This is a genomic window from Burkholderia sp. PvR073 (assembly GCF_054055695.1).
Window position 1 is genome coordinate 94,332 of sequence record NZ_JBSRXO010000008.1, and the last position, 16,955, is coordinate 111,286.

Consider the following 16,955-nt stretch of genomic DNA (forward strand, 5'->3'; position numbering starts at 1 on the left):
GGCGGTTTCCGCATCCGGGATGCGCGTGCGCCGGTCGAAGGCTGGCCGCGGCCCGGGAGCGCCGGTGGCGTGGATCGCGGCCAGCGTCCGTCACAGACGGCGATCGGCACTCGTGTCCGGCTCCTTGTGCTGCGTACCGGGCGAGGTGTCGCGCTCGAGTTCGTCCTGCCTGCGCATCCGTTCGCGCAGGTGACGAATCGCGAACACGTGAATGTAGTCGTGCACGCGGGCATCAGACGACAACGCACGCACTTCGTCGTCGAGCATCGTGCGCAACTGGTCGTCGCCGATCTCGCGCTGTTCGGCGACGGCTTTCAAGGCTTCAAGCATGTTGTCCTGTTGTGACATCGACGGGCTCCTGACGGTCGAGGAACGAAAGGAAAAAAGACACTACCGGAAGATTAAAGACTGGACGGCCGCCCGGCGTACGATGCGCCGAAGCGTGTTTGCGCACGATCAACGGCACGTTGCGTGCCGCCGCGCCGATCCGTGGCTGGATCGGCCCGCGCGCGGGATTCGCGGTGCGCATGGCCCGCGAACGACTGGAAGGGTTGCCACGCCACCCCGAGGCGCGGCACCGCCGCTCGCGCAGACGATGAACCGTCGCGAGACGCCGATGCACTGAGCAACTTAGACCGGTCGAAATCCTGCGTCAAGCGACGTGTTCCGGCCGCGATTCCTCTGTTTTTATGCACCGCATCGCCGCGTCGCACATGGCGGGCCCGGCCCGCGGATCGCGCCGCGGCGGCCGAACGCCGGTCCGGCTTGTCAGCGGATTCCGATACGCCGCACGTAATGTCTGACAGCGACTTCAGCGCGCGCCGATTGGCAGCGCAGTATCGGTGACGGATACTGATGTCATGAACGATACGTTCATATCCGGTCATCGCTCAGCCGGCCATTGAGCCGGCACGCGGGGCCCGGCGCAGGAGACCAACCATGAGACATCGCAATTTCAAGGCCCGGGACGGACGGCGTCGCACGCTGCCCGCGCCCGCCACGCCGGCCGGTATCCGGCCGCCCGAGGATCTCGACGCGTTGCTCGCGCTCGCGCGCGAAGCGGGCTTGCTCGTGACGCTCGACGGGCAGATCGGCCGCGAGAAATACCAGAGCGTCGCGGGGTCGGTGCTCGCGCTGCAGCGGTTCGCCGCTGCCCTGCACGCGCGGGCCGGCGCCGACGCACCGGTCGTTGCGGAGCCGCGCCGCAAGGCGCGACCCGGCTGGCCGCGGTTGCGCAATCGCGCACCGGGCGGACGAGGACGTCTGCATGGCGTGCGTCGCGGCGGCTGCGTATGCCGCATGAGCAGCCGCGGGCACGACCAGCGAACGCCGCGCTACGTATGAGCGCCTGAACGCAGCAGGCGCGGCACGGGGCCGCGCGCTGGCGGCGGCGCCTGCAACACCCATCCGGCAGCGAGCGCTGCGCGCCGAGCGCGCGCGACAGCGCATGCCGCCATTCACACCGATCCGCCGTCGCGCGATCGCGTGCCACCGCGCGCCGTTCCACCCGGCGACATCGACGAAGACAATACCTGCGAGGAAAGTAGTCTGCACGGGGCCAGGAAGCGGACGGGGTGATACACCCCGTCCGTCGTTCCAAGGCAACCGTCGGCTGCCTACCCTCGTGCCGGAGAGTTCTGGATCGGCTCACGCGCCACGCGATGCGCGGCACGGCTCCGGAAATCGGTTGATCGCAACGGCCTCGGACATACGTGCGTTCGCGCGGTTCAGCCTCCACGCGTCGAATCGCAACATCACGTACGGACGACAGCCGGTCCGCCACGCCTGACGTCATGTCACTGTCTCACGCGACGCGCACGACGTTTCTGATGCAGGTCAACGAAAGCCCGCTTCGCCTCCATCGCATCGCGATCGTCACGCGTCGCCTCGCACGAGCAGCACCGGCACCTGCGCGAGATGCGCGACCCGGCGCGCGACGCTGCCGATCAGCCAGGCGGCGATGCCGCGCCGGCCGTGCGTGCCGACCACCAGCAATTCCGCACGCCAGTGCACCGCGTCGCGCATCAGCGCATGGGCGACGTCGTCGCTGGTCGGACGGGTTTCGACGACGCCGCGCTTGGTCGGATTCCCCATGGCATGGAACAGCGGGCCGATCCGCGCCAGCGCATCCTCGCCTTCCGCGCGATACGCGTCCTCGAGCGCGCGCACCGGCACGAGATCCGTCAGACGAACCGCGCGATCGACGACATAGGCCGCGTACAGCAGCGTCGTCGGCGCCGCGAAGCCGAGCCCGACGCGCACCGCGTGCAGCGACGGCTCGCTGCCGTCGACCGCGAACATCAGGCGCTGCAGCGGCCCGTCCGCCGGCCGCGCATAGTCGGCCGGCACGATCAGCAGCGCGCAGCGTGCGCGCGCGGCCAGCGTGTCGGACATCGCGCCTTCGACGAGCCGCAGCAGCCCGTGGTGCGGATTCGCGCCGACCACGAGCACGTCGGCCTGCCATCCCGACGTGTCGTTCGCGAGTGCATCGGCCACCGTACCGCCCGTGACCGACGTATCGAGGATCACCTGCTCGATGACCACGCCGCTGCCGGCGAACAGCGCGCCGATCCGTTCGAGCGTCGCCTGCGCTTCGTGCATCATCTCCTCGCGCGCCGATGTCAGCAGCGCGTCGACGCGCGGGATGTCGGGCAGCACGAGACGCGGATTGTCGATCGCGCAGACGATGCGCACCTGCATGCCGGGACGCAGCAGCGTTCGCGTATAGCGCGCGGCGGACAGCGACTCGGGCGTCAGATCGACAGCCAGCGCGATCCGCGCGAGCGGCGGGATGGTCGGGGTGGTTTGCATGGCGAAGGCCTCCTGCGGACGCGTCGTCGCGGACGACGACCGGAGCTTCGCGCGGCAGCGGCACGCGGCGGGCGGACGGCCGGCGCGGTCGCGGGGATCGGCGGATGGCCACGCGAAGCGCGGACAAACGATTCAGACAGCATATGTCGTCCGGCCGGCGCGTGCATGATCGTGATCAATACGCGTGCGGGCCGAGATGCGGTGCGTGCGCGTGTACGGCGCGCGGCGCGGCGGATTTTCGCTGGTTCGCTTACGGGATCAGAGGTTTCGCGCCAGCCGATTTTCGCGCGAACGAGAAGCGCGAAACCGGTGGCGGAATCGGAACGTGCGCGGCATGGCGCGCACGATTCATTTCGACAACGTCGCCCGCACCGTATATTCGCCCTCGAGCGGGGCACCGTGGGTCGGCCGCACGAAATACCGCGACGCATCGGCATCGGCCGGCATCGGCTCGACCGGATAACCGTGCTTCTCCCATGCATCGAGGCCGCCCTTCAGCGCCCTGATGTTGTGGAGCATCTTCTTGCGCTGCATCTTCGCGATCAGACGCTTCGCGGTTGCCTCGTTCGGACACACGCAATACACGACGATCGGCCGCTTCAGCAGCTCCGGATCGAGCAGGTCCGGCGAATCGAGATCGACCGGCACCGCACCGGCGATCCGGTACGGCTCCCGCTCGCGAATCGCGCGCGGCCGCGCATCGAAGATCAGCGGCGGTTCGCTCGACGTCATCATCTCGACGAGCTGCGGCGGCGAGATGCGCACCTGCGCGAGGTAGCGGCGGAATTGCACGCGGCGCACCCAGCGGTACAGCAGGAACGTGATGAAGATCGCGAGGAACGCGTCGAGGATCGTGCCGCCGCTCGCGCGCACCCACAGCACGAACTGGACGATCTGGTCATGCACGGCCGCGCCGCCGATGAGCCAGAACGCGGCCCACAACGACGCGCCGGCCAGATCCCAGAACAGGAACACGCCGACGCCGATCGCGGTCGTGCCGAGCAGCGGCGCCGACACGAGGCCGAGGCCCGGCAGGAATTTGGAGAGAACGAGCAGCGGCGCGCCGTATCTTTCGAATACATTACGCGCGAAGCGCAGCGTCGTGTCGAGCGACAGCGAGAAGCGCACGAGCCCGTTCAGCAAGCGCCGCCCGCGCGTGCGGCCCATGAAGAACCACAGTGAATCGGCGAGCATCGTCGCGCCGATCGCCGCCACGAACATGCTCGTCCAGGACGCCTGCCCCATTGCCGCCATCGTACCGCCGAGAATCAGCATCGGCACGGCCGGCACCGGCACGCCGAGTTGCGTGATCAATACGCTCGCGAACACGGCCCACGGGCCGAGCGACGAGGGAATTGCAATGGGAAAGTGCCACACGGCGGCGCTCCTGGAAGACATGCGGACCGTGCGACGGAGGCGGCCGTCGATACGGCTGGCAGCGATCGCCGCGGCAGGTCCGCGGCCGATCCTGCACCACGTTGCATTCTAAACGGGTTTGGCCGGGACCGCGCGGAACGGCTGCCGTCGGCGGCAGCCGGCACGCTCATGCGTCAGGGCGCTGCGCGAGCCCCGCGACGTATTCCGCGTATTCGGGAAACGCGGCGGCCAGCGCCGTCGCGTCCGCGAGCTCGAATTCCGCGAACTCGAACCCCGGCGCGACCGTGCAGCCGACGAGCGCCACGTGCTCCGGCGATGCGCAGCGCGCGCCGAACCAGCGTCCGGCCGGCACGACGGCCTGGAACACGGTGCCCGGATGCGTGAGCGGGTTGCCGAGCCGATGGATCGTCAGGCCGTCGTGCTCGTCGAGCACCCACACTTCGAGCGGATCGCCCGCGTAGAAATGCCAGACCTCGTCGGAACGGATCCGGTGCCACGACGAATACGCGCCGTCGCACAACAGGTAGTAGATCGCGGTCGACGCCGCGCGCGGCGCGCCGTCGGCAGGACGCACGACGGTATCGGCCGCGCGGTAGGTTTCCCGGAAATAGCCGCCCTCGGGATGCGGCTGAAGATCGAACTGGTGAATCAGGTCAGCGGCGGAAATCGGCATGGCGGATGACGTCGGTAAGGTAGGAAACCGGGCACGCGACGCACCGCGCGGCCGATCGCACATGCAATCTCCCGCACCGTCGCGTGCCGCTGCGTCGGTCGCCGCGGCCATGCACGCGACGACTGGATCGCGCGCGGAACCCGCGCGACGATGAAGCGGACACCGGTCGATGCTGCCAGAAGTGCCGGTCACGATGCAACCGGGGCGATGCGATCACGCCCCTGCGTGGCCGCGCATGCACGGCCCGTTGATCGATGTGCCGGACACGCGACCGACCACGACGTCACGCCCTCACGCCGTCATCCGCGCGGCAGCCCCCTGCCCGCCGCCGCTCGCGCGTCAGCGCGTCAGCGCCGCACCACCGTCATCGCGCGGTTGCCACCACGGCCGGCTCGTCGTGCCGCACCAGCAGCACCGGCCGGTCGGCCGAGCGCAGCAGCGATTCCGCGACACTCCCGAGCAGCAGCCGGCGCAAGCCGTGCCGCCCGCTCGTCCCCATCACGATCAGATCGGCACCGGTCTCGGCCGCCGTGCGCATCAGCACCGTGGCGATGTCCTCGCCGTACGCGTCGAGCGCGCGCACGGTGCCCGGCACATGCTGCTGCGCGAGCGCTGCTCTCGCGTCGTCGAGCACGGGCGTCGCCGCAGCGGTCGCCGCCGCGTCGCGGTCACGTTCGGCCGCAAAACCCGCATCGACGTCGACGAGCTGCGGCCGATGCTCGACGACATACGCGCACGTCACCTCGCCGCCGGATGCCACCGCGATCCGGATCGCCTCGTTCAGCGCGAGACGCGCACTCGGGCCGCCGTCGAGCCCGACGAAAATCCGCTTGTACATGGTCCGCCCTCCCACCGGGCACGCGCCGCGCACCGCGCCACGACGCGCCCGTCACCGCGAGCCGACCCGATGCCGGCTCGTCTGCCGAACAGTCTGCCCCCACATGCCGACGCGCCCGTTGACGCGCGTCAAACGCCGCCGGAACGCCCGCTGCACCGCCCGGCTATCGCGTTTTTAGCTGACCCTATTACAAAAAACGTATAAAACGCGCACAATTTCAGCTTGAAAACAAACGTCGCACGTGGCCGGTGCGAGTTTTTCCCGCTTTTGCCGCACCGCTCGAGCGCCACGGGCGGCCCCGACACCAGAATGGCCAATCGAATGACCCCCAGTGGCATCCCGTCGCGTGACGCCCGAGGGCCCACGCGCCTTCCGACCATGTTACGCCAGCCGCTCGTGGCTGGCGTCGCTGCGCTGTTCGCCGGTGCGGCGCTGTCGCTCGGCGTCGCGCTGCTGGTGCGCGAGCAGTGGCAAGGCGCCGTGCATACGCGCTTCGAACGCCGCACATCGCACGTGACGGCGATGCTGCGTCACGAGCTGCAAGCCGGCGCCGCCGTGCTCGAAAGCGCGCGCGGCGCGTTCCTGCTCGCGCCGCAGATGACACCCGAGCAATGGCGCCGGTATGCCGACACGCTCGATCTCGACAGCGGGCGTTCGCCGGTCCGGCAGCTCGGCTATGCGCCGCTGTCGCCTGCGACACGCACCGCGCTCGTCGGCGACGCGCCGCTGCCGGCCGGCCCGTTCGCGGTCGCGACGCTCAGCGCGCCGCTGTCGAGCGTGGCCGGCGCGCGCTTCGGCGCACCGGATCAGGCGCCGCTGGCACGCGCGCTGCGGACCGGCAATGTCGCACTCGGCATCCATCCGGCCGACGACGATACGTCTCGCGATACCCGCATCCTCATGCTGTTCGTGCCGGCGACGGCTTCCTCGCGCACGCCCGTCCCGCCAGCCGGCGCCCATGACACGGGTGCCGGCGGCGTGCTGTTCGCGGAGCTCAGCCCGAATCGCGTGGTCGAGCGCGCGCTCGACGCGGAACGCGGGCTCGACCTGCGGATGAGCGCCGGCGACGATCCGCATCCGATCGCGAGTGCGGAGACGACGACCGACGAGGCCTCCGCGTCGCCCGACCTGATGCGCCGCACCGACCAGCTGAATTTCGGCGGCACCGTGCTGACGCTCGCCTATTCCGCGGACGGCCGCCCGAGCGCGACCGGCGCGCAGCGCGCGGCGGGCACGGTGCTCGCCGCCGGGTTGATCGCGTCGTTCGCGTTCGCGGCACTGATCCATGCACTGCTGCGCGGCCGCGCCGGTACGGCCGACACCGGCGCCAGCAGCCGCGGCATCCTCAACGAGGCGCGGATGATGGGCATCATCCGTTCGTCGATGGAAGCGATCATCACGATCGACGAGAAGCAGACGGTCGTGATCTTCAACCCGATGGCCGAACAGGTATTCGGCGTGTCGGCGATGGAGGCGATCGGCGCGCCGCTGTCGCGCTTCATCCCCGAGCGGTTTCGCGCCGCGCATGCGAAGCACGTCGACCAGTTCGGCGTGACCGGTGTGTCCGAGCGGCAAATGGGCCGCCAGCGCGTACTGTTCGGGCTGCGCGGCAACGGCGAGGAATTCCCGATCGAGGCGTCGATCTCGCAGATCCGCGATGCATCGGGCAAGCTCTATACGGTGATGCTGCGCGACATCACCGAGCGGCAGCGCGCCGAGAATGCGCTGAAGCAGTCGCGCGAGGAACTGCGCGAACTCTCGGCGAACCTGCAGAACGTACGCGAAGAGGAAAAGACCCGCATCGCGCGCGAACTGCACGACGATCTCGGCCAGCAACTGACCGCGCTGAAGATGGACCTGTCGGTGATCGAGCAGCAACTGCGCGCGCCGGGCCGTGCGCAACCCGACGACGACGTGCTGTCGCACCTGCAGGGCATGCGCCGTCTCATCGATGCGACCGTCGCGTCGGTGCGGCGCATCGCAGCCGACCTGCGCCCGGTGATGCTCGACGATCTCGGCCTCGTGCCCGCGATCGAGTGGCTGGCGAACGACTTCACGAACCGCTACGGCATCGACGTCGAACGCCACATCGAAACGGGCGGGCTCACGTTCACCAGCGCGGGGGCGACCACGCTGTTCCGGATCGTCCAGGAAGCGCTGACGAACGTCGCGCGCCACGCGGATGCGACACGCGTCGCGCTGCGGCTCGACATCGAGGAAGGCTTCTGCGTACTGCGTGTCGCGGACAACGGCCGCGGCGCGGCACCGGGCGGCAGCGCCCACGAGGACAAATCGTTCGGGCTGATCGGCATTCGCGAACGCGCACACATGCTGGGCGGCAACGTGACGATCGACACCGCGCTCGCGCGCGGCTTCTCGATCACCGTCGCCTTCCCGCTCGGCACAGTTCAACAGGAAACCACCCTCACATGATCAAGGTGCTCATCGCCGACGACCATACGCTCGTGCGCGACGGTCTGCGGCACATCCTCCAGAACGCCACCGGATTCGAGGTGGCCGGCGAAGCGTGCGACGGCCCGTCGACGATCGCGCTGGTTCGTTCGACGCCCGCGCAGGTGCTGGTACTCGACCTGTCGATGCCGGGCCGCAACGGCGTCGAGCTGATCAAGCAGATCAAGGACGAGAAGCCCGTGCTGCGCGTGCTCGTGCTGACCATGCACGCGGAACAGCAATACGCGGTGCGCGCATTCCGTGCCGGGGCATCGGGCTATCTGACCAAGGAAAGCGCGAGCGCCGAACTGGTCGGCGCGGTGACCAAGGTTGCGTCGGGCGGCGTCTACGTGAGCCTCGCGATGGCCGAGCAGTTCGCGCAGAGCCTGAACGAGCCGGCCGAGACGCTGCCGCACCAGCGGTTGTCCGATCGCGAGTTCGACGTGTTCCGCCGCATTGCTGCCGGACAGACGCTGACCGAGATCGCGCAGGCGCTGTGCGTGAGCGCGAAGACGGTCAGCACCTACAAGACCCGGATCCTCGAAAAGATGCAGATGCCGCACGAAGCGGCGCTGGTCCGCTATGCGATGCGGCACAAGCTGCTCGACGAAACGGACGACGTCTAGCGCCTGTTCACGCTAACCACGTGCTTGCGCCGGCCGCGCGACGTGCGGGCCGGCCGGACGCCGCGCGGCTTTTACTTCGCCGGCACCGGGCACGCGAGATCGCCTTCCTCGCAGGACAGATACCCCTTCAGCGTCTCGTTGCGGATCTTGGTCAGATCGTCGAGGCAGGTCGACACGACCATCGAATACGCGCTGCCGCCTTCGGCGTTCGCGCTGGAGAAGTTGCATTCGGCATCGCGGTAGGCGATCCACGCGCGCTGCCCATTCACGAGTTTCTCGGCGAGTGGCTTCGCATCGCGCAGGCGCGCGGTGACGGCCTGATAAGTGCGATTCAGCTCCGCGTCGGATTTCTTGTACGCGCGATCGGCACACGCCGTCATCGCCGCCTGATCCGTCACGTCCGCACAATTCGACTGCGCATGGGCAAGGTTAGCCGTCAGCGCGAGCGCGCACAGCAGACCGGTCAAGACACGCATGGATGCTCCTGTTTGTTTTCGTTGATTGGTGGAACCTCGTGCCGGGCTTGTCGCCGCGCCTCGGCGCGCGGCATCGCGGACAAGCCGGCGCCACGCCATCCGCCACGGCTGCCGTGGCGTGGCGATGCCGACCGCGATGCTAGCGCACGCGCGGCGGATTGTCAGCCGGCGCCACGCGTGCCGCGGACGCAAAAAAGCCCGCACTCGACATGAGTGCGGGCTTTTCGATACGGTCTCGCCGGCGGCCCGGAGGCCGCGCTGCGGATGGCTTAGTGACCGAAGTACACCGACGAACGGTCGGCGACGGCCGGCACCGTCACGCGCTGGCCCGACTGCGACGTCGCGACCGGGTTCGAGCCGTAGCCCGTTGCGTCAGCCTGCGCACCGGTGTTCTGGACTGCTGCGATCTTTGCCTGTGCGGCCTGGATGTTTTCCGGATAGTTCATCCAGTCGTTCGGGTTGTAGCCGGCCTTCTCGAGCTGGACCAGCTCGGCACGCACTTGCGCGCGCGTCAGCGGCTGCTGGTTCGATTGGGCGAACGACACGATCGGTGCGGCCACCAGTGCGGCCAGTGCAACTGCCTTGATCAGCGATTTCATGATGCGTTACCTCCAGATTGTTTTGTCAGGCGCTTCGGACTCGGTAGTCGTTGCGCATGAATGAAAGTCTAGGCGGCTCGGCTATCAGGGTAAATACTTAAATCGCAAATTCACTGTTGACCGAATTCCGTACAATTGCCGCGCATTCGGTCTAATCGTCAGAGGATTAACGTCACATCCGCGCCCAATAAACCGCGGCGCGCTGTGGCATGCCCGGCCTGGGCCGGCCGATCCCCCGGGCCATGAACGACGGCGGCCCGAGGTGAAACGGCGAGCGCACGTCAGCGGACCTGATCGGCCTCCGCGCCTTCCACCGACAGGTCGAACAGCAACGCCTTGAGGCGAATCCGGTCGGCCGCGGCGATTTCGCTGAACGCAGCGTGATGAAGCGTCCAGCCCGGTGTCGCGGGATCGACGTGCACCGCGCGCACCGTGCCGTCGAGCGTCAGCAATGCGATACGGTCTCCGTCCATGTACGGCAGCTGCACGTGCAATGGCTCGCCGGCGGCCGCGAGCGGCCGGTCGACCGTAATCGACAATCCGTTCAGGCTCAGATCGTGAACGATGCCGATGCCGTCGGCCTGCGCCGGCCCGCCGGTGCAGCAGGCCGCGATCCGTACCGGCACGCGCGGCTCGGCGCGGGTGCGCAACCGGTCGACGAAGCCCGGCGGCGACAGCACCATGAACGGCGCGCCGCCCGCGGCCTGCACCGCCTCGACCGTCGCACCGAAGCGCGACACCGCCGACCGGCCGATCGCGACCGCCTCGACGTCGTCGCCGCGGACAAAGTCGAACACGGCCGACGGCCGCGGTTCGACGAACAGCACGCCCGATGCGCCGACCCCGATCAACCGGCAGCGTTGCAGCACGCGGGCCGCACCGACCCGCCGGCGGATGCCGATCGCGGCGCCGGCCGACAGTCCCATGTGCGCCGCTGCCGGCACGGTGTCGTGCTCGGACGCACCGGGTCCGGCGTCATCGCGCCGGCGAACTGGCCGGAAGTGATCGAACAGGAAGTCATACTGCGCGGGATCGCGCAGCGTGGCGCCGGCGGGCAACAGCGCGGCGCCGCCCGCATCGTAGAGATCGAAGCGGAGCGGGACGCCGGCGGCGACGTCATCGCGCGCGAGCGCGACGTGATCGGTGATAGACCGCATCGGAAAGGCGCGGCGCAACCGCGCGAGCTGTCGTGACAACGTGATTACGGCAGCATCGCGCGAATTCTGAACGGCTCGTTACTCCGAACCGCTGGCCGCGTCGGGTGAAACCGGCGCAGGGGCCGGTGCCGGTGACGGCGCCGGGACGGCAGAAGGCGCGGTGGCCGGTGCGGAGCCGAGGCCGCCACCACCGGTGTTGCCGGAACTCGCCGCGCTGCCTCCCGTCGCCGGCGGCTGCACGGCCTGCGGTTGCGACGCCCCCGCCGACAACGCAGCGGCCGACGCCGCCACCTCGGACGCCGGAATCCATTCCTCGACGATGCCGCCGGATGCCGCCTCGGGCGCCGACGCGGCGGACGCGGCGGACGCCTCGTCTGCGTCCGCCTCGGGCTGACGCTCGATACGCTGCGTCCTCACGGGCGCCGCCGCCTGCTTCGACTCCGGCCCGAACCACCCGGCGAACAGGTCCGTCACCCGCTCGCGCGCCGACGCGAACCAGCCGGGCGACGGCTCGGTATCGAATTTCAGCTTCGTGTCGACGATCCGGGCGCGTTGCGCGCGCTGGAAGAAGTCGCCGACGATCGGCAGCGCGCTGTGCGCGCCTTGCCCCCAGTAGTCGCTGCGCAGCGTCACGCGGCCGTCGTCGAAGCCGACCCACGCGCCGGCGACCAGCCCCGGCTGCATCAGGATGAACCAGCCGTCCGCGTTGTCCTGCGTGGTGCCGGTCTTGCCGGCCACGTCGCCGCGAATCCCGAAGCGCGTGCGGACGCTGCCGCCGGTGCCGCGCGTCACCACGTCGCGCATCACGTCGAGCAGCATCTTGTCGGTTTCCGCATCGAGCGCGCGCTCGGGCGGCGCCGGCGCGTATTCGGCGAGCACGTCGCCCTGGCGGGTCTCGATGCGCGTGACCATTTGCGGCTCGACGTACAGCCCGCCGTTCGCGATCGTCGCGTACGACGCGACCATCTCTTTCAGCGTCACGGGGCTCGTGCCGAGCGCAAGCGACGGCACGCGCTCGAGCGGGCTCTCGCGCACGCCCATGTCGCGCGCGAGCCGCGCCACGGCCGCCGGGCCGACCTTCTCCATCACCTGCGCGGTGATCCGGTTACGCGACAGCGCGACCGCGTCGCGCAGCGTCATCGGCTTGCCGGACGGCGGCACGTCGTCGTTCGGCCGCCAGATCTCGCCGCCCTTCAGCGGAATCTCGACCGCCTGGTCGACGAACGTGTCGTCCGGCTTCATCCCGTTCGCGAACGCGACGCCATAGACGAACGGCTTGAAGGTCGAACCCGGCTGGCGCCGTGCCTGCGACACGTGATCGAACGGCTCGCTCGTGAAGTCGCGGCTGCCGACCCACGCGCGGATCTGCCCGTCGCGCGGATCGATCGCGACGAAGCCGGCCTGCACGTCGGTCTTCGCCTTGCACAGCGCGCGCATGAAGCCTCGATCGGCGGCGAGCTGCTTCATCGCGGCCGCATCGTCCTTGCCGGCGTCCTGCGCGGCCTTGTACTCGGGTGACTCGCGCATGAAGGTGCGGAACACCTCGTTGTCGGTGCCGCAGCCGTCGCGGCCGCTCCACGCGTTGTTCGCGATCCCCTGCAGCTGGTTCGCCTGCTGCGCCAGCGCCTGGGTCGCCATCTGCTGCAGCCGCGCATCGATCGTGGTGCGCACGATCAGCCCGTCCGAGTAGATGTTGTAGTCGTTGCGGTCGGCCCAGCCGATCAGCCATTTGCGCAACTGCTGCGCGAAATGCGGCGCGGGCCCCGGCGGCTCCTTCTGGCGCTCGAAATCGACGCGCAGCGGCCGGCGCTGCAACTGCGCGAACTGCGCCGGCGACAGCTTGCCGTACTTCACCATCTGGCCGAGCACCGTATTGCGCCGCTGCAGCGCGCGCTCGGGGTTCAGCACCGGGTTGTAGTAGCTGTTGCCCTTCAGCATCCCGACGAGCGTCGCGCTGTCGAGCACATCGAGCTGGTCGGCAGACTTGTCGAAATAGGTGCGCGCGGCCATCTCGACGCCGTACGCGTTGTACAGGAACGGCACCGTGTTCAGGTAGGTCTCGAGAATCTGGGGCTTGCTGTAGATGGCCTCGATCTTCAGCGCGGTGATCGCCTCCTTCACCTTGCGCGTGAGCGTCGGCGCGCGGCCGATCTCGTCCGGATACAGGTTGCGCGCGAGCTGCTGGGTGATCGTCGAGCCGCCCTGGCGGTCGCCGGAGAACGTATGGAGCGCGGCCGACGCCGTGCGCTTCCAGTCGAGGCCGTGGTGCTCGTAGAAGCGGTGGTCCTCGGTCGCGATCAGCGCATCGACCATGTGCGGCGAAATCTGCTTGAGCGGCACCCATTCGCGGTTCGACGGCTTGAATTCCGCCAGCAGCTTGCCGTCGGCGGACAGCACCTGCGCGGGCTGGTCGACGCGCGCCTTGCGGATGTCGCCGATGCCGGGCGTGAACGGAATCAGCACCAGCACGTACAGCAGGAACAGCACCGGCACGGCGGCGGCGGCGAGCAGCACGCCGCGGCGCGTCGGATGACGGAGACGGCGCCAGGCGGTGGCCAGGACACGCTTGACGGGCACGGCGGCAGCGGCCGCGACGGGTTGGGCGCGCGCGACCCATTTGACACAGAGGTCACGCACTGACGACACGTTTCGGCGATTCACGCGGGTGGGGGATCGGCTGGAAAGGCAGCATCGTACCAAAACTCGCGCGGCACACCGGCCGGCGGCCGTGCCGGGCCCGTGCGAATGGCATCCGATCGCGCAGTTTCACAATAAAAAAGGCGCGCGCCCGGTAACGGGACTGCGCGCCAACCTGGTACAACCCGATGCCGTGCGCCGGCGTTCAGCGCACGAGGAAACCGTAGGTCAGCGGATCGCGCTCGTCGACGATCCAGTTCGCGAAACCGCAGATGTGCGCGCTGCCCTCCACTTCCGGAATCACGGCCGGGATGTCGCCGACCGTCGTCTCGCGCAGCACGCGCCCCTTGAACACCGTGCCGACGATCGACTCGTTGACGAGCGTGTCGCCGGCCGCGAGCAGGCCGCGCTGGTACAGCTGCGCGACACGTCCGCCGGTGCCGGAGCCGGTCGGCGAGCGGTCGACCTCGCGATCCGCGAACACGCAGCAGTTCGCCTGCGTCGAGCCCGGATGGCGCGGCGCATTCGCGATGATCGTGCCGTAGATATGGTTGATTTCCGGAATCTCCGGATGCACGACCGGATACTTCGCGTTCGCGGCGGCCTTCACTTCGGCGCCGAAGCGGATCAGCTTCTCCACCGCCGCTTCGCGCACCGACAGGTCGAATGGCGCACCGTCGACGTAGAAGTAGAACGCGCCGCCGTACGCGATGTCGCCGGTCACGGTGCCGAACGACGGCGTGTCGACCGACACGTCGCGCTGCCAGATGAACGACGGCACGTTGACGAAGCGCACGGGCCCCGCGTGCTCGCCATCCCATTTCACGAACGCCTCGATGAAGCCGCACGGCGCATCGATGCCGACGCGCGTCTCCGGCACCGTGCGCTGCACCCAGCCGAGCTCGACCGCGGCGGTCGACAGCGCGATCACGCCGTGCCCGCAATGGTCGCTGTAGCCCTCGTTGTGCAGGAAGATCACGCCGAAATCCGCGTTCGGCGACACCGGCTCGGTCAGGTAGCCGCCGTACATGTCGGCGTGGCCGCGCGGTTCGAACATCAGCGCACGGCGGATTTCGTCGGCGTTCTCCTTGAGCCACGCGCGGCGCTGGACGATCGTGTCGCCGGGCAGGCGCGGCAGCCCGCTCGTGACGATGCGGAAGGCTTCGCCGCCGGTATGGACTTCGACGGTGGAAAGGGATCGGGAAATTTTCATGAGGATCGAAAGCGTGAAGACGAAGGACGGCGCCGCGGCGCCGTCCGGTGGCGGTTACTTCGCGTACGGCTCGGGCAGCCCGTTGCGGATCACGTAGACGGTGGTCGGCGCACCCTTCAGGTCGCCGTGTTCGTCGAACGAATAGGTGCCCGCGATACCCGCGTAGTTCGATTTCGCCAGTTGCGCGATCAGCTTCGCCTTGTCGGTGGTCGTGCCGGCCTTGACCATCGCGTCGGCGAGCAGCTTCATGCCGTCGTAGTAGTTGACGCCGTAGACCTGCGTCTCCGTGTGATAGGTGTCGTGGTACTTCTTCAGGAATGCGCGGCCGGCCGGCGTTTTCTCGAGCGCGACGCCGCCCTGCGCACAATAGACGATCGACGCGGCCTCGCCCGCGACCTTGCCCATGTCGGCCGAGCAGATGCCGTCGCCGCCGAGCAGCTTCGCGCGCAAGCCGCGCTGCTTCATCTGCTTCGCCATCGGCGCGCCCTGCGCCGCGTAGCCGCCGAAGAAGATCACGTCGGGATTGCTGGCCTTGATCTTGGTGAGAATGCCGAGGAAATCGGTCGCCGACGAGCTCGTGTACTCCTGGTCGACGATCTTGATCCCGTTGGCCTTCGCGACGTTCGCGAACTGCTCGGCGACCCCCTGCCCGTACGCGGTGCGATCGTCGATGACCACGGCGGTCTTCGCGTTCAGCGTCTTCGCGGCGAAAGTCGCCATCGTGCCGCCGAGCTGCTCGTCACTCGCGCCGATCCGGAAGATGTTCTTGAAGCCCTGGCGCGTGAGCGCCGGGTTCGACGCGACCGGCAGCATCGGCACGCCGGCATTCGAGTACACGCGCGATGCGGGAATCGCGACGCCCGAGTTGTACGGGCCGAGCACCGCGACGACGCCCTTGTCGACCAGGCTCTGCGCGACCTGCACGCCCGCCTTCGGGTCGGCCTGGTCGTCGTCGGACACCAGCTTGAACGTGACCGTCTTGCCGGCCACTTTCACGCCCGCCTTGTTGAGCTCCTCGACGGCGAGGCGCGCGCCGTTTTCATTGTCCTTGCCGTTCGCGGCCTGCGGGCCGGTCAGCGGCGCCGAGTGGCCGATCGTCACGACTTCCTGCGCGTGCGCGGAAGACAGCGCGCCGGCGGCAACGGCCACCGACAGCGCGGTAATGAGGTATCGCATGATGTCTCCTGATTGGTTTTGTGTGAAACCAATGTAGGACACGCATGGTCACGATGCAAGCAATTTCAAAATACTATTTACGATTCTGGTCATATTTCAGACCAAAATGACGCGGCGTGCGTTACTTCGGCGTGATATCGCGCCGCACGCGGAGAATGTGCTGCTCCACATAGAACGCGGCCGCATCGGCGTCGCCGGACACGATCGCCTCGTAGATCAGCCGATGCTCGGACACGTAGAGCCGGATCCGGCCCGCGTCGTAGATGCCGTCGTCCTTCAGCCGTTTCCACAGCGGCTGGTCCATCGTCTTCGCGACTTCGTCCGCGATCTTCACGATCAGCGCGTCGCCGGTCATCAGCGCGAGCTGCCGGTGGAACAGCCGGTCGCTCTCGTTCCACAGCGCGCGCTGCCGCGGGTCGTCGACATCGGTGATGGTTTCCATCTGCGCGAGATAGCCTTCGGCGACGGGATCGGCACGGCCGTGCGCGGCCGCGAGGCGCGCGATCGCGGGCTCGAGGATGAGCCGCACGTCGAGCGTCGACGTCGGGCTGAAGTCCGCATCCGGCGCGCTTCGCGCGTCGCCGCGCTGCGCGAGCACGTCGAGCGGCGCCGGCACGACGTAGGTGCCCGAATTGCGCTTCGTGAACACCAGCCCTTCGTTCTGCAACGCACCGAGCGCCTCGCGCACCGCCGGCCGGCCGACCTGGAACAGCGCCGCGAGTTCGCGCTCGGACGGCAGCCTCGCATCGGCCGCATAGCGCCCCGCACGGATCTCGTCGCGGATCTTCTCGGCGACCTGCTCGTAGATCTGCAGCGGCCGGAAACCGGCTTCAAGGGATTCGGGACGCGCGGACATCATCTGGGGCTCCTGCCAGGTCGGGGGCGTGGTCGGGAATGGGTGCGCACGAGACCGAAGCGCAC

At 68.6% G+C, this 16,955-nt stretch carries 16 protein-coding genes; 4 read left to right on the forward strand and 12 right to left on the reverse strand.

What is annotated here, in order from left to right; translation table 11 throughout:
- Nucleotides 1–90: 90 nt before the first annotated feature.
- The gene (locus ACVK00_RS22925; protein WP_166723881.1) at nucleotides 91–348 is read right to left on the reverse strand and encodes a DUF3562 domain-containing protein; all 258 of its coding nucleotides are present in this window, start codon (nucleotides 346–348) and stop codon (nucleotides 91–93) included.
- A 98-nt stretch (nucleotides 349–446) separates the two neighbouring features.
- Here ACVK00_RS22925 and ACVK00_RS22930 point away from each other — a divergent pair, with 98 nt between their 5' ends.
- Both ACVK00_RS22930 and ACVK00_RS22935 read left to right on the forward strand, forming a co-directional pair.
- A complete protein-coding gene (locus ACVK00_RS22930) occupies nucleotides 447–599 on the forward strand; it encodes a hypothetical protein (RefSeq protein WP_284889009.1) in 153 nt (50 codons plus the stop codon).
- Between the two features lie 340 nt (nucleotides 600–939).
- Entirely contained in the window at nucleotides 940–1,344 is a 405-nt protein-coding gene (locus ACVK00_RS22935; RefSeq protein WP_284889010.1) for a hypothetical protein, read from the forward strand.
- 531 nt (nucleotides 1,345–1,875) lie between these two features.
- Here the strand turns inward: ACVK00_RS22935 and ACVK00_RS22940 are convergent.
- From ACVK00_RS22940 to ACVK00_RS22955, 4 genes are all read right to left on the reverse strand, one after another.
- Nucleotides 1,876–2,811: a universal stress protein gene (locus tag ACVK00_RS22940; RefSeq protein ID WP_284889011.1), complete on the reverse strand. Its 936-nt coding sequence runs from the start codon at nucleotides 2,809–2,811 to the stop codon at nucleotides 1,876–1,878.
- A 348-nt stretch (nucleotides 2,812–3,159) separates the two neighbouring features.
- Entirely contained in the window at nucleotides 3,160–4,188 is a 1,029-nt protein-coding gene (locus tag ACVK00_RS22945) for a DedA family protein/thiosulfate sulfurtransferase GlpE (RefSeq protein WP_228909882.1), read from the reverse strand.
- Between the two features lie 166 nt (nucleotides 4,189–4,354).
- Nucleotides 4,355–4,861 (reverse strand): cupin domain-containing protein, encoded by a 507-nt coding sequence (locus tag ACVK00_RS22950; protein ID WP_011658785.1) that lies wholly within the window; start codon nucleotides 4,859–4,861, stop codon nucleotides 4,355–4,357.
- A 364-nt stretch (nucleotides 4,862–5,225) separates the two neighbouring features.
- A complete protein-coding gene (locus ACVK00_RS22955; protein WP_228909881.1) occupies nucleotides 5,226–5,699 on the reverse strand; it encodes a universal stress protein in 474 nt (157 codons plus the stop codon).
- A 321-nt stretch (nucleotides 5,700–6,020) separates the two neighbouring features.
- On the opposite strand from ACVK00_RS22955, the gene ACVK00_RS22960 reads away from it, so the two are divergent.
- A complete protein-coding gene (locus tag ACVK00_RS22960) occupies nucleotides 6,021–8,132 on the forward strand; it encodes a PAS domain S-box protein (protein ID WP_284889012.1) in 2,112 nt (703 codons plus the stop codon).
- On the forward strand, nucleotides 8,129–8,776 hold the full coding sequence (locus ACVK00_RS22965) for a response regulator (protein ID WP_166723874.1): 648 nt from the start codon (nucleotides 8,129–8,131) through the stop codon (nucleotides 8,774–8,776). Before ACVK00_RS22960 ends, ACVK00_RS22965 begins: the two co-directional genes overlap by 4 nt.
- A gap of 71 nt (nucleotides 8,777–8,847) precedes the next feature.
- Here ACVK00_RS22965 and ACVK00_RS22970 read toward each other — a convergent pair whose 3' ends face one another.
- From ACVK00_RS22970 to ACVK00_RS23000, 7 genes are all read right to left on the reverse strand, one after another.
- The gene (locus ACVK00_RS22970; RefSeq protein ID WP_175702438.1) at nucleotides 8,848–9,252 is read right to left on the reverse strand and encodes a lysozyme inhibitor LprI family protein; all 405 of its coding nucleotides are present in this window, start codon (nucleotides 9,250–9,252) and stop codon (nucleotides 8,848–8,850) included.
- A 269-nt stretch (nucleotides 9,253–9,521) separates the two neighbouring features.
- On the reverse strand, nucleotides 9,522–9,851 hold the full coding sequence (locus ACVK00_RS22975; protein WP_354123085.1) for a DUF4148 domain-containing protein: 330 nt from the start codon (nucleotides 9,849–9,851) through the stop codon (nucleotides 9,522–9,524).
- A 281-nt stretch (nucleotides 9,852–10,132) separates the two neighbouring features.
- Complete coding sequence (locus tag ACVK00_RS22980) at nucleotides 10,133–11,008, reverse strand: PilZ domain-containing protein (RefSeq protein ID WP_284889013.1); 876 nt, start codon at nucleotides 11,006–11,008, stop codon at nucleotides 10,133–10,135.
- Nucleotides 11,009–11,086: 78 nt separating this feature from the next.
- Nucleotides 11,087–13,654 carry a penicillin-binding protein 1A gene (locus ACVK00_RS22985; protein ID WP_354123086.1) on the reverse strand — a complete coding sequence of 856 codons (2,568 nt, stop codon included), beginning with the start codon at nucleotides 13,652–13,654 and terminating at the stop codon, nucleotides 11,087–11,089.
- A 196-nt stretch (nucleotides 13,655–13,850) separates the two neighbouring features.
- Nucleotides 13,851–14,858 carry a trans-3-hydroxy-L-proline dehydratase gene (gene lhpH / locus ACVK00_RS22990; protein WP_284889015.1) on the reverse strand — a complete coding sequence of 336 codons (1,008 nt, stop codon included), beginning with the start codon at nucleotides 14,856–14,858 and terminating at the stop codon, nucleotides 13,851–13,853.
- 54 nt (nucleotides 14,859–14,912) lie between these two features.
- Nucleotides 14,913–16,034 (reverse strand): branched-chain amino acid ABC transporter substrate-binding protein, encoded by a 1,122-nt coding sequence (locus ACVK00_RS22995; RefSeq protein ID WP_284889016.1) that lies wholly within the window; start codon nucleotides 16,032–16,034, stop codon nucleotides 14,913–14,915.
- Nucleotides 16,035–16,155: 121 nt separating this feature from the next.
- Entirely contained in the window at nucleotides 16,156–16,893 is a 738-nt protein-coding gene (locus tag ACVK00_RS23000; RefSeq protein ID WP_228909874.1) for a FadR/GntR family transcriptional regulator, read from the reverse strand.
- Nucleotides 16,894–16,955 lie beyond the last annotated feature (62 nt).

Bases quoted from the DNA above. Each gene is read 5' to 3' on its own strand.
- ACVK00_RS22925 (WP_166723881.1), bottom strand. From the start codon at position 348: ATGTCACAACAGGACAACATGCTTGAAGCCTTGAAAGCCGTCGCCGAA.
- ACVK00_RS22935 (WP_284889010.1), top strand. From the start codon at position 940: ATGAGACATCGCAATTTCAAGGCCCGGGACGGACGGCGTCGCACGCTG.
- ACVK00_RS22940 (WP_284889011.1), bottom strand. From the start codon at position 2,811: ATGCAAACCACCCCGACCATCCCGCCGCTCGCGCGGATCGCGCTGGCT.
- ACVK00_RS22950 (WP_011658785.1), bottom strand. From the start codon at position 4,861: ATGCCGATTTCCGCCGCTGACCTGATTCACCAGTTCGATCTTCAGCCG.
- ACVK00_RS22955 (WP_228909881.1), bottom strand. From the start codon at position 5,699: ATGTACAAGCGGATTTTCGTCGGGCTCGACGGCGGCCCGAGTGCGCGT.
- ACVK00_RS22960 (WP_284889012.1), top strand. From the start codon at position 6,021: ATGACCCCCAGTGGCATCCCGTCGCGTGACGCCCGAGGGCCCACGCGC.
- ACVK00_RS22965 (WP_166723874.1), top strand. From the start codon at position 8,129: ATGATCAAGGTGCTCATCGCCGACGACCATACGCTCGTGCGCGACGGT.
- ACVK00_RS22970 (WP_175702438.1), bottom strand. From the start codon at position 9,252: ATGCGTGTCTTGACCGGTCTGCTGTGCGCGCTCGCGCTGACGGCTAAC.
- ACVK00_RS22975 (WP_354123085.1), bottom strand. From the start codon at position 9,851: ATGAAATCGCTGATCAAGGCAGTTGCACTGGCCGCACTGGTGGCCGCA.
- ACVK00_RS22980 (WP_284889013.1), bottom strand. From the start codon at position 11,008: ATGCGGTCTATCACCGATCACGTCGCGCTCGCGCGCGATGACGTCGCC.
- lhpH (WP_284889015.1), bottom strand. From the start codon at position 14,858: ATGAAAATTTCCCGATCCCTTTCCACCGTCGAAGTCCATACCGGCGGC.
- ACVK00_RS22995 (WP_284889016.1), bottom strand. From the start codon at position 16,034: ATGCGATACCTCATTACCGCGCTGTCGGTGGCCGTTGCCGCCGGCGCG.
- ACVK00_RS23000 (WP_228909874.1), bottom strand. From the start codon at position 16,893: ATGATGTCCGCGCGTCCCGAATCCCTTGAAGCCGGTTTCCGGCCGCTG.